At 65.3% G+C, this 12,711-nt stretch carries 4 protein-coding genes and 1 pseudogene; 2 read left to right on the top strand and 3 right to left on the bottom strand.

The window, feature by feature from the left end; all coding sequences use genetic code 11:
• Positions 1–33: 33 nt before the first annotated feature.
• Positions 34–1,020 carry an NAD-dependent epimerase/dehydratase family protein gene (locus ACZYW1_RS09205; protein ID WP_463785137.1) on the bottom strand — a complete coding sequence of 329 codons (987 nt, stop codon included), beginning with the start codon at positions 1,018–1,020 and terminating at the stop codon, positions 34–36.
• A gap of 146 nt (positions 1,021–1,166) precedes the next feature.
• Between ACZYW1_RS09205 and ACZYW1_RS09200 the strand changes: the two genes are divergently transcribed.
• The gene (locus tag ACZYW1_RS09200; protein WP_463785136.1) at positions 1,167–2,372 is read left to right on the top strand and encodes a peptidoglycan-binding domain-containing protein; all 1,206 of its coding nucleotides are present in this window, start codon (positions 1,167–1,169) and stop codon (positions 2,370–2,372) included.
• 11 nt (positions 2,373–2,383) lie between these two features.
• Here the strand turns inward: ACZYW1_RS09200 and ACZYW1_RS09195 are convergent, their stop codons facing one another.
• Positions 2,384–6,049 (bottom strand): hypothetical protein, encoded by a 3,666-nt coding sequence (locus ACZYW1_RS09195; RefSeq protein ID WP_463785135.1) that lies wholly within the window; start codon positions 6,047–6,049, stop codon positions 2,384–2,386.
• 2 nt (positions 6,050–6,051) lie between these two features.
• On the bottom strand, positions 6,052–10,104 hold the full coding sequence (locus ACZYW1_RS09190; RefSeq protein ID WP_463785134.1) for a DUF8189 domain-containing protein: 4,053 nt from the start codon (positions 10,102–10,104) through the stop codon (positions 6,052–6,054).
• 279 nt (positions 10,105–10,383) lie between these two features.
• Here ACZYW1_RS09190 and ACZYW1_RS09185 point away from each other — a divergent pair.
• Positions 10,384–12,690 (top strand): annotated as a pseudogene (locus ACZYW1_RS09185) (GH92 family glycosyl hydrolase); the annotation flags it as partial.
• Positions 12,691–12,711 lie beyond the last annotated feature (21 nt).

Raw genomic sequence — 12,711 nt, 5'->3', positions numbered from 1 at the left:
TTGCGGCGAGACTCATTTCGATATGGGCTCGCGCTAGTCGAGCGAGGCCGCCAGCGCTGAGAGCGTCTCCGCCGCGGAGTACTCGGGCTGCCAACCCAGTTGCTCTTTCGCCTTGCTGATGTCCATGACGACCGAGGTCCGACCGGCGTGCAGCCACTCCAGCGCCGATGGCAGGAACGGCAGCCGCGAGATCACCTCCGATGTCGCCACCGCTGCGGCAAGCGGGATCTTGATCGGTCGAGCGCCGAAGGCATCGGCGATATCCGACATCGACAGCACGCCGTCGCCGGCGATGTTGTAGGCGCCCGGGGGCGCGGAGTCGGTGGTGACGGCCAGAGCGATGGCGGTCGCGACGTCGTCGTGATGGACGAGCTGTAATGGGGTGCCCGGATCTGGGAGTAACGGCTTGGGCAGCGGCAGCGCCCGCGTCACCCGACGGACTGCGTCGGGTAGCCGATTCCACGGCAGGGCATCGGCCAGTAACGGCGCCTTCGGGCCCGCGACGATGCACGGCCGCAGGACGAAGACCTCGAGCGAGGCGTCCGAGGTGATTTCGCTGAGCGCGGCTTCGCAGGCCGCCTTCTGCTCGGAGTAGTAGTGCTCCGGCGAGCCTTGTGGCGGTACGTCCTCGGTGAGCGGAATCGGGTTCTCAGAGTGGTAGCCGTATGCGGCAACCGATGACGTGTAGACGAGCCGCCGAGGGCGCCGGGCGGCGGCAGTCGCTGCGAACACGTTGCGGGTGCCGGCCAGATTCACCCGGGCGCTCTCTTCGCGCGAGCCCATGATGATGAAGGCAAGGTGCACGACCACGTCGACGTCCTCGACCAGCGCGTCGACCGCGTCCCGATCAAGGATGTCGCCCTGCCGGTATTCCGTCTTCGACCAGCCTCGCTCGGCGGCGTCGAACGGTCGTCGCGCCATGCCGATGATGTGGTCCACCTCGGGTTGGCGTTCCAGCGCCTCGATGGTCGAAATGCCGATCTCGCCGGTCGGCCCGGTTATCGCGACGCGCAGTGACATGCCCCCGCCTTCCCGGTCTGAGGCCGGGCGAAACTTTGTCGGCCGGCATGTCGAACCTGTGCAGTCGACAGAAGATCGTATGAACCTCACATGAGTCGGCCTAGAGGCTCGAATCGGCCGGCGCAGGGCGGCTTAGTTTTGTGCGCATGGCAATGCGATCGACGCGGTTCATCGGCGACGATGTCCTCAACGGGTGCCAGTCCGGGCAGTGGGTGCTCTCGGACGGCGACGACGATCTCGCCGTCATGCGGGTGCAGGAGGCGCTCACCGTCTTGGGTTACGACCCGGGTAAACCCGACGGCGTCTTCGGCACCAACACCGGCAATGCCGTCAGCGCATTCAAACGCGATCGTGGATTGACTCCGGCAGATCCCGTCGTCGGGCCCGGCACCTCGACTGCGTTGGACGACGCCATGTACTGGGACCCGCCCTATCTCGACCCGTGGTTCGGCGAAGTCGCCTCGTATGTACTGAATCAGGTAATCGAACCATTCGTCGGCTTCGAGCTGAACTACCTGATCACCTGTCCGCTCAACACGATTCGCAACGACATGGGCCTTGCGGCGTTGTCGCTGCTGCGCGACGAGATATGCCTGGCGATGGTCTCGCAGAATCGCACCGAAGGCATTCCCGATCTGCGCGTGGACGACGATGCCAAATCCAGCCTGGCCAATCTCGGCGGATCCGCGGTCACGGTGCCGTTGACGGGACCCGACGCGATCTCTCGGGCAATCATCGGATTTCGGGACACCACCATCATGGGACGCCGGTTCCACACCAACAAGCAAGGCAAAAAGGCCAAGGTCACGTTGCGGTCGGCGGTGATTCACGAACTCACCCACGTGCGCAATCTCGACAGCAGCCTGTGGCAGATAGCCGAGGACGACTCGACGGTATTCCTCGATCCCGGTGTCGCGGTGGCCCTTTCGGCGTCCGGCGATCTGACCAGGTATACGTTCTATCATTTCGCGCAAGAGATCGTCGCCTCACACATCGAATGGCTCAGCCGGCAGGAGGAACAGGGCAATCCCTTCGCCGCGCGGTTCCTCGATCCTGCAGCCCTGGCCGAGGCGATGCACTACTACTTCGTGATGGTCGACTCGGGATGGTTCCGTGACAACGGCTACATGGCGGCCTGCGTGGCGGCCGGCGACATCGGCATCTATCGGCAGGCGGCGCTGTGGCTGAGGGCTGCATCGGGTCTCTATTTCAGCGATAACGCCGAGATCGACGGCATCAGTACCCAACTGTTCCGGGATGCCGCTGACGAGGCCGAGCGTCTTGCCAATAACCCAGGAGCACAGCATGTTCCGGCCGACGGGGTGTCAACTCTGGCGAGGGACTACACCTAGCAACCGCCGGATCAGGCGATCGGAACGACGTCGACGAACACCGTTCGCTGTTGCAGGTCGGCAGCGAATGTCCCCGCCGGCGCCGGCGGCACCGGACTTTCGATGTCCTCGTATTCGCGCACCACGATCCGGCATGCACCGTTGCCACGCCGGAACCGAAGCGGCGCGAGCGCAGTGTTCAACGTGCCCGAGACCGGGTTGCCTTCGCGGTGCCAGAGGCCGACGTGGCCGGGAGCGGCGGCGGTGACGTCGCTGACCGGGCTGAATACCCCCACCGGCAGGGCGCACGTCTCCAGCACCGCAACCACCTTGTTGGGGCGCGCGCCCTTGGGCTCGGGCCCGGTGAGTTGCAGCGTCACCTCGATCACACCGCTGTCCAGCGAGGTGTCGACCAGCAGGGTGCGGTCGGGCATCAGCGACACGAAGTCGGTCATGACGACGCGGGACAGTTCGCAATCCGTCACGCTCTCGGATTGGTAGCGTGCGACACCCAGACGCACCAGCGGGCTGTACGGCCGGTCGGGTGAAGGGACCAGCAGTTCGCTTGTGAACATCGGAATCTCGACGTCGGCGAACCAGCGATCGGTCTCTTCGCTGAAGGAGACGGGGAATGGTACCGCCGTCACCGACGCGTTGATCTCGTCCAACCTGCACGCCACCGGACCGGCGCTGTCGGCAAAGGCATCCCGGTGCAGGTATCCGCCCGCGACGTCGGTCTTCCAGATCGGGTCGCGGTAGAGCCGCGACAGATAGCGACCGGTCTTGCGGAGGTACGGATCCGACGTATCGGTCGCGATGACGACGGCGAGCTGCTCACCTTCGCCGGAGACGTTCCACGGCCTGGCCAGCTCGACTCGGACAGTCTTGCCGCGGCGGGTGCGCTGGACCTGAGTCGACCCGACCTCGGAGATGCTCGTGGTGAAGGCCGGCGACACCGACAGCACCACCGGCGGCGCGGGCCGCGCCGAGTTGGGAATGCTGACCGCGGAAAGTATTCTGCTGCTGCGGAAATCGTCGTCGCTGCCGTTATCGTCGTTGAAGAACTCGCGGTAGCGGCTCAGCGCGGTCAATGTGTAGCTGACCATGCGATGGCGGGTGTCTCCGAAGTCGTGGCGGAACGAGGACACGGTCGTTCCGTCGTCGGCGGACAGCGTGGGATCGCCGATCACAACGGCCTCACGTCCCACGGTCATCGAGACGACCTCCTCGGTGATCACCGGGCCGGGGGTTTCGCTGTCCGAAGGCTCATGCCATTGCGCCTTGATGTCCAATTGACCAGTGCTGGCCCGGTGGATGCCGAATAAAACACCGTGGTCGATCAGCACCGCGACGTGGTCGCCTTTGCGCCTGGCCGCGCTCAGCGCCGAATTAGGTGGCGTGATCGGCCGCCGCACCGCGTGGACGAGTTCGACGACGCGGGGCGGCGTTGCCATCGGGTGGCGGCCTTGCGGGATAAGCACTTCCGCGCCGCCATCCGCCCAGGCCTTCACCTCGAACTTGTCGATGTCGGTGGTGCGGATGGTCGACGAGAGTTCGAGATCGACCTGCAGGCCCGCGTCGAGGCGGGCGAAAAGGGTCCGCACCGGAGCGACGTGACTGACACCCCATTCGACGACCTCCTCGCCGGGTGCCCGCCCGTCCAACTCGAGTCGCTTGGCCTCGAGGTCCGGCCATCGCGGTGCCCACTGGTCGGCGAGTTTGCGTCCCGGGGCCGGTGAATCCGCTTGCCTGCGAACGAATACCTGCACTTGTAGAGCGGCCGGGTCGGGAAGCCAGGTGTAGCTACCGGTCGGGTCGGCCGCGGGCGCGGTCATCGCACGCTGCACCCAACTCCACGTCACGGCATCGGCGCCGTCGAGCGCGCCGTACTGCTCGGCAATCGTCATCGATGTCGGGGGCGGCAGCAGAATCCTCGAGTTGTTCGCGGGATAGGCGTCGGAGTGGGCCGCGGCGAATTGATCGACATCCATCGGCACGTCGCCTGCGGGATCGCTGCGTACGACAAGCCGGTCGATCGTGCCGCCGCGGCCGAACACCTCCACCGCATTCTGGGAGGTGGAGTCCGGCAACAGGCCTGGAACAGGCGCGAATTCAGGTGGAGGAACCGGTTCGTGGCGTCCGTAGAGCACCAGGTCGGACTCGCCCTCGTTGGCGTCGTGCAGGTCGGCCGGCGTCAGACCGCCGCCGGCCATATCGGCGACACGGACCCGCATTTGGTATCCGTGGCCGAACCGTAGCGGGGTCTGTTTCGTCGCGGGTACCTGTTCGAAAGCCCATCGGAAATCGAAGGGGACCTCGACGCGACGCTCGTCCGGCGTCCGCTCCCCGTTCTGGTCGAATATCGGCCGGCGAATGGCGAGACTCCAACCGTACCAACGGACTACGGTCTCGTCAGCCCGAAGCACGTTGTCCTTCTCGACCGCCGCCGCGTTCGCCTTGATGTGGCCCTCCTCCCATTGGCCCCTGGGCCCGAAAGGCTGGTCGTCGAGGAAGTAAGTCGCCACCCGCTCACAGAGCGGTGTCCAGACTCCGGTCTGCTGCTCCTTGATGTCGATGCGGTAGCCGAGCATGAGGTCGTCGGCGGTGAATATCTGTTCGGCAACATCGGGGCCCGGCAACCGCGCTCCGCCGGAGCGATGTGATTGGGCCCGAGCCCTATTGGACACTTTGAACCGCAACTGCTCTTCGCGTCCACACCGCAGCAACGTGATTCCCGCGGAGTGCAGCACCGGCAGCGTGCCCGGGGCCGTTCCGCCCGCCATTTCGCGCTGCGCGCCCTCGCGCAAGCGACTCACCGCCCCCGCGACGTCGAAGGTCGCCAAGGCCCAACGGCTGGACTGACCCTGCCGCTTGGCCGAGACCTTCGCCGCACCCGCGAGATTCACGATTCCGCGGTTCACGTCGCTGTCCGGTGACGACCACGGCAGAAAACGCGAGTCGCCGAATTGGTAACGGGTCCAGGGCGCGACCACGCTGACGGTGGCCGGCATACGGGTGGCGAGATCGGAACCGATGCATACCAGGCGTGAGCCGGCACCGGTCGGGATGTCGGCGCCGGGCAACGTGAACTCGAGGATCAGGCCCAGCTGAAGGAGGACGGTCGGATGCTCGCGCAGCATCGACACCGTGCGCTGAAAATCCGGCACCGACCAATCGTGCGAGTCGTCGGTCAGCGCGGTGTTGCCGAAGTCGTCGGGCGGTGGCGCGACCTTTGGCGGCTCTACCCATTGCCGGTATTGCTCGCGCGCGGCGGCAGCGGCGTTCGCCGCGACAGCCTGGTCGTCATCGCCGGTGTGCGTACCCGCCGTCTTCGTGTAACCCTCCACGATCGTCTGCGCATCCGTCGACGTCGGAGCGACGTAGACTTCCGCGTATTCGGTGAACTGTGGTTGCCGCACCATTGCGTTCGAGAAGAAGCCGTTCCAGACCGCCGGCGATGCGTGCGGTACCAAGGTCAGCGGCTTGGTCACCGGGGTGGTCGCTGTATCGGGTGCGAACCGCGCGACGAAGCTCGGCCGGACCTGTTCGAGAGTGCTCGGCCAGTCGCGGAAACCGAAGTCGGACAACGGCTTTTCGTCATCCACGTCGAACTGTGGCACGATCAGCGCACGCAACCGAGCGGTGCCGTGCGCGTCGACTCTTCCTGCCGGAACGGCGATGACCAGGATACGGCTCACGACTATTTCACCTCCGCGAATGCGGCACGGTAGCGCGCCCACGCCTCGCTGGCAGACGGGTCGGGTGTCGACAGCGCGATGAACGGTGACGTCGCGGGGTTCGCGAGCTCGTGTGAACCGGAGCCGCCCGCGATCACCCATTCGCCACTGTCGAGCTCGAACGAGTCCGAATACAGCGTGATGTCGATCTCGATGACCAGCGTGGCCCGTCCGACGAGCCAGTTGTGCCCGAAGTCGTAGGCGAGTTCGACCCGCAATTCCACCGACACCGACACCAGGCCGAGCACGTCGAGACTGCCGCCGATGTGAATGTATCCAGTGAGTTTCGCCGTGCCGGACTCCAGGGCGTACCGGATGCCGCCGAACGCGTGCACCTCGGCCTTGCCGATTCCGAAGTTCATCCCGATCGCGGCACCGAACTGCAGGGAGATCTCCAGCCGGCGCAGCCCCGTATTGGTCAATTCCAGATCGACGTAGCCACCGCCGCCGAACATCAGCACAGTGAGCGTGAAAGGCTTTTCACGCGAGGCAAATCCGACTTCGATGGCCACCGGGTCTTTGTTGAACGGAATTGTCAGCGCGGCGCTGAAGACCAGGTTGCTCATCACGAACGACATGGCAGAGACGTCCGGCAGCGGCAGCTGATAGCGCGCGACGACCTTGTCCTTGCCGGCTTCGATCTTGACCGGCAGCCGGTTGAAGTCGCCGATTGCTTGCTGGAGCGACTCCAGCAATTTGAGTCGGCCGACGAACCTGATTCCGCTGATGTCGACCGAGACCTTTGCGGCTTCACCGGTGTTCTGGTGGAATTCGATTGTCTTGAAGTCGATCTCGATCAAGGCTTCGGAGTGCGTCGCGTCCGACCCAGGTTGCGGGATCTGCAACGTGAAATTGTTGGCGATGCAGGATGTCGTGTTGTTGGTCCCCGAGCTGACGACGTCGATCGTCACCGTCGAATTGTTGCCGGGCGTGAACATCGGGACCGGCTTGAGCGGGACGGTCTGCCACCTCATCCTGACCTCGTTGGGCACACCGTCGCGAACGATCGTCTTGAGCTCGGGTGGCACGTCGATCGAGCCGATCAGATCGCGAAGCGAGAAGCCCAACAGCGAAGCGCCATCGGACAGCAGTGTGGCGGGGTCGGCGTTGGCAAGGCCGCTGACCCGGGAGATCTGGTCGACCACCATCTTGGGTCCCGCGAGTCCGCCTGCGCGGTCTTTCATTTCGGTGAAGTCGAGTTCGAGCTTGTCGATCAGGTTCAGCGCGACATCGGCTGCGGCATCCTGCAGATAGTCCCGCGTGTAGGAGATCTGCGCAGTCGGGTCCGTGCCGACCAGTGAACGGATCGTGGGCATGCCGATGTGCGCAGCCCACGATGTGGGGTCGCCAGGCACGCCTAGGGACGGCAGGTAGCCGCGCAGGTGGTGGTTGCCGACGATGTTGAGACGCCGGACTTCATGCACAGTGGTCTGGAGCTCGGTCGCGGCATTCGGGCCCGCGAATGTCGCCGGCGCGGCGGGTACCAGATCGATGGGCACACTCGGTAGGTCGACCACACCACCGCCGCTGCGGGTATAGGCGGTGCGCAAGGCGTCGGTCACACGGGAATCGGTCAACGACCGGAACGGCGGCCGAAACTCGTCATCCAGATCGAGATCGGCCACGAAGATCATCTCCAGCGGAAAGTGGATGTCGCCGTTTTTCGCCGTGCACCGGACCTGGAACTGCAGTGCCCTGCCTTTTGTTGTCGGTGTGAAGAACGTTGGTACGTCTACCGTCCCGATGCCTTGCTCGTCCCACAGCGCGATCAACTGCTGGAGGCGCTGGCGCTGCGTATAGAGCTGCAGATATGTGATGGCACCGGCGGTGCCTTCCGCAAGCGTCTCCGTGGTTACTCCACCGATGGCGCCATCGAGGAACACCTCATCGTGGAGGCGACGCAACCGCCCGGTCAGCTCGTCACACTGGCGTTTGAGCTCACCGGAGGCTTTGGCCGGGCGGGGGAACGTCGTCCAGACCGCGGTGTCCAAATTGCGATACTCGCGACTGCCGATTTCGATTTCGCTGAATGGGAAGGCATTCCGGAGGTTGGGCGGGGCATCTGTACCGGGATGTTTCACGGGCTCGGTGATGTAGAGGGTATTCGTCTTACGGAGCACCGCGACGTTCTCGTCGGTGCTGCGCTCGGTCATCTCGACCCATACCGCTCGATGGCCGAACGGATAGAGCACACCCTTGATCGATGTCCGTACCGATTGATCGCGGCCGAGTACCGCGTTGTGGTCCCACTCGAACGTGCTCCACTTTCCAGATGCAGCCAAAGTGCCTCCGAAACAGCTCAATTCGAGACGCTTCGCGGTCGGCAAAGCCTCGGTCTCGGATCCGGCGCAGAATTCGGCGATCAGGACGCGGTCGGCCTTGGAGAGCGCGACCGGAAAGTTCTCATCGCGGCCGGCCCGTAACGCCCTGATGTAGAGGGCGCCGTCTCCGGTCGTTTCGATCCTGCTGCGCCATACCGCGAAGGTGCCCGCGTTTCCGACGGGGTTGGCCGGGTGCCTCACGACAGGTGCCGCTTGGTCCACCGTGGTCTCTGGAGCGATGATCAGGCCGCGCGGCAACTCGATCGCATTGTCGTCCGGCGACACTGAATGGTCGTCGAATGCGGCGAGCAATTCGGCCGAGGTGATGGTCGCGCTCGGCACCTCGGTGAGCGGAACGCGGCTCGGCCCCGACAGCAGGGCACGCCAGACACCGCCGGCGGCAGCTTCCCTCGGCCTCGACACCTGCTCGGCGATATGTTGCGGCGGAAACGTCACGACGACGTCGCCGTCCGGCAGTTCGAGCGTCGGGGGGTCCGGCGTCTGATTCTGGCGAACCAGGTGGCCGGGTGCGCTCACTCCGATGAGGACGTGGTCGTCGGGGCGCACGATCAGGAAGTCGGGCGGATGGTCGTCGCTGGAGCCGGCGAGGGGATCTTGCGGTGGAGCCTGTTTGTACGGACTCGCCTTCCAGACCTTCGGTCCGGTCCACCCCTGCGGCGAACCCGGTATGGCCTCACTCCACTTCCACACGGTCACTTCGTAATCGCCGGTGCGGACCACCAATTCGATGGTGTCCTTGTTGCGTGCGACGGCGACAGGAGTGCTGCGGAAGACGCCAGGACCGGCGTCGTTGGGTTCCCACGTGCGTTCGTTCCAGGACCAGCGTCGCAGCGCTCCCGAGGTCTTGTCGGGATAGAAGATGTCGGCTTGCCCGACTCGGTTGACGGCGACGGGATCGAGCGTGAGTCGTGGAGGGGCAATGCCCGTGATCGACTCGGGTCCATACCAGCCGCCGTCGGTGTCGGCCGGGACATACATCCGGCCGGTGCCCCAGTGAATCAACTTGCCCTCGGTGGAGCGTGCGAAGACGTCCTGCCGTACCTCGTTTCGCGAGTACGCGGTGACACTGCGGGTGTCGAATGTGTGTGCCAGCGTGCGGCATTGGTGTTCCTTGACCGTGTAGCCGCCATGGCCGTTGTGGGTGAGGGTGTCGGTGACGACAATGCTGCGCTTGTCCTGCGGGTCGGCCGGGTTGGCGTCCGGATGTCGCGCGCAGTAATAGATGTCGATCCGGTCTTTGGCCCGGCGGATCGCGACGGGGTCCCCGACCGCGGACCGCGGGCCGATGAAAAGCGGTCCTTTGTCCTTCCAGCCCGCATCGCCTACTTTCAGCCACCACCGAATCGGCCCGTCGACGCTCCGCGCGAAGACGTACAGTCGATCGTCATCGGCCACCGCCCCCGGCGCAGTGGCCGCGAAACCGGGAAGTGCGTCAGGCCCGGTCCACAGTCCGCTCGTGGAGCTCCAGGACCAGTGCAAGATCCTCGGTCCTTCCGGGGAGCCCACGACGACCTTGCTCAATGCGAAGACGTCCATACCCGCCGGGAATCGTCTGACCGCTACCGGCTCGGAGTCGAGTGCGCCGCCCAGATCCATCGCGTTGTCGAAGGGGTTCGCGTCGCCGTCTCGTCCCCAGATGTGCAGCAGCGTGTCTTCGGGGGAGCGCATGAACACGTCGAGATGGAATGAGTCGCGTTGGGTTGCAACGGCTCTGCCGTGTTCGGGCATACTGACGCGCCCTCTCCGAACGGCGGGTAGCCGATTCATCTCGAAAACGTATGCGCGGGCGTGTCCGGCGCACCTGACGCCGGTCGCGACCAGACCAACGCTATGTCGAGGAGCGCTCGGGTGGCTACAGGGATTTCCCTATGTTTTGGCGAGCAGAGCCGCCCTGATCGCTCGGGCGCGGCCGAAACCGCAATGCGGGGGCAGGCAACCAATACGCTGCGTCGAATGGGGTGGACCCGGAAAGCTTTTGGCGCACTCAGCGTGGTGATCGCCGCGGCGGGTGGCTGGGTGCCGCTCACGGTTGTTCCGGCTCGCGCCGAGGGTCTCCCGCTGGTCGCGAATCCGGTCGAGCACGTCAGCACGCTCATCGGCACCGGAACGGGCAGCGACACGATGGGGGAGATCAACAACTTTCCCGGTGCGACGACGCCGTTCGGGATGGTGCAGTACTCGCCGGACACCACCGACACCTACGCCGGCTACGACTACCGCAACCCCCGCTCGACCGGCTTCAGCCTGACTCATGCTTCGGCGGGCTGCCCGACCTTCGGCGACATTCCGATGTTGCCGACCACCACCCCGATCGGCGCGCAACCCTGGTGGGCCTGGGAGACGCTCGCGCACGACGACACCGAGATCGGCACGCCCGGTTACTACGCGGTGCGGTTTCCCGACACCGGGGTGAGTGCGGAGCTGAGCGCCACCACTCGCACCGGCGTGGGCCGGTTTCGCTATCCAGCCGACGGCCGGCCCGCGATCTTCCACGTGCGCCCCGGTGGCTCACTGGCGGGCAACTCGGCGTCCAGCATCGAAATCGGCGACGACAACACGACGATCACCGGGTCGGCGACGTCCGGTGGATTTTGCGGCGCCAAGAACACCTACACCGTGTACTTCGTCATGACAGTCAGCCGGCCGTTCAGCGCCCACGGCATCTTCGACGGCCACGCGGTGCACCCGGGTGCGCGCGCGGCGGAGGCGGCGCAGGTCGGGGGGTGGGTCGAATTTCCGTCCGGCTCGGTGATCGAGGTACACACGGCGATCTCCTACGTCAGCGTCGACGGTGCCCGGGCCAATCTGGCCGCCGAGCGCGGTCGCAGCTTCGACGACGTCCGGGCAGCCGCAGCCAAGGAATGGAACTCAGCGCTGTCGCGGATCCGGGTGGCCGGAACCAACGGCGACGACCTGAGCACCTTCTACACTGCGCTCTATCGATCCCTGTTGCATCCCAACACTTTCAACGATGTCGACGGCAACTACCTGGGTTTCGACGGCGGTGTGCACACGGTGGCGAAAGGGCACGCCCAATACGCCAACTTCTCCGACTGGGACACCTACCGCTGCCTGGCCGCGCTGCAGGCGTTGCTATTCCCAGAGCGGGCCGGCGACATGGCCCAGTCGCTGGTGAACGACGCCGCGCAGAGTGGCGCATTCCCGCGCTGGGGTCTGGCGAATTCGTCGACCGCCATCATGACCGGAGACAACCCGGTTCCGCTCATCGTCGGGCTGTACACGTTCGGCGGCAACGACTTCGACGTCAAGACCGCGCTGTATTACATGCTCAAGGCCGCAACCGACGGTGGGGTCGGGTTGGGCGACTACGTGGAGCGGCCGATAGCCAAGAGCTACGTCGAGTACGGCTACCTGCCCCAGACACGGCCATTCGGCAGCGTCAGTTCCTATCCCGGGGCGTCAGTGACGCTGGAGTGGTCGGTCGATGATTTCGCGATCGCCTGCTTCGCCGAGTCACTCGGATTCGGCTCTGTGGCAACAGAATTCCAGCGGCGCGCGCAGTTCTGGCGGCACCTGCTCAATCCCGCGACCGGCTACCTCTCGCCACGCGACACCGCCGGTAAATTCGCAGACGGTCCGGGGCTCGTCCTGCCCGATGCCGACCACCTCGGGCAGGAGGGATTCGAGGAGGGCAACGCCGAGCAGTACCTCTGGATGGTCCCGCACAACGTCGCCGGCTTGGTGAACGCGCTGGGCGGCCCGCTGGCGACGGGCTTGCGACTCGACCGCTTCACCAGCGAGGTGAATGCCGGGCCGTACAAACCCAACCTGTGGATCGGCAACGAGCCGAACTTCGGGGTCCCGTGGTTGTACGACTACATCGGCCAGCCGTGGAAGACCCAGCTCACCGTCGATCGGGTGCGTCGCTCAGCCTTCGGCCCGACACCCGACGGTGAGCCCGGCAACGACGACCTCGGGGCGATGTCGAGCTGGTACGTCTGGGCCGCGCTGGGCCTCTATCCGGTCACCCCGGGAACTGCGGTCCTCGCGGTCAACACTCCGCTGTTCGATCGAGTCGAAATCGCCTTGCCCGCAGGCAAAACCATCCGCCTCTCGGCTCCGGGAGCGTCGAGCGGGCTGACCTTCATCAACAGCCTCAGCGTCGACGGCCGGCCCACCGATCAGACGTATCTTCCGGAGTCGATCATCCGGACCGGCGGCGACGTCGACTTTTCGCTGTCGGCTGTTCCGAATTTGTTCTGGGGTACCGGCCCCGCGTCGGCGCCGCCGTCGTTCGGTGGCCCGGTAGGTTGAGGGCGG

The sequence above is a fragment of the Mycobacterium sp. IDUB_36 genome, from assembly GCF_055419225.1.
Note: the sequence above shows the minus strand (reverse complement) of the source record. Positions and strands in the feature narration are given on the sequence as shown.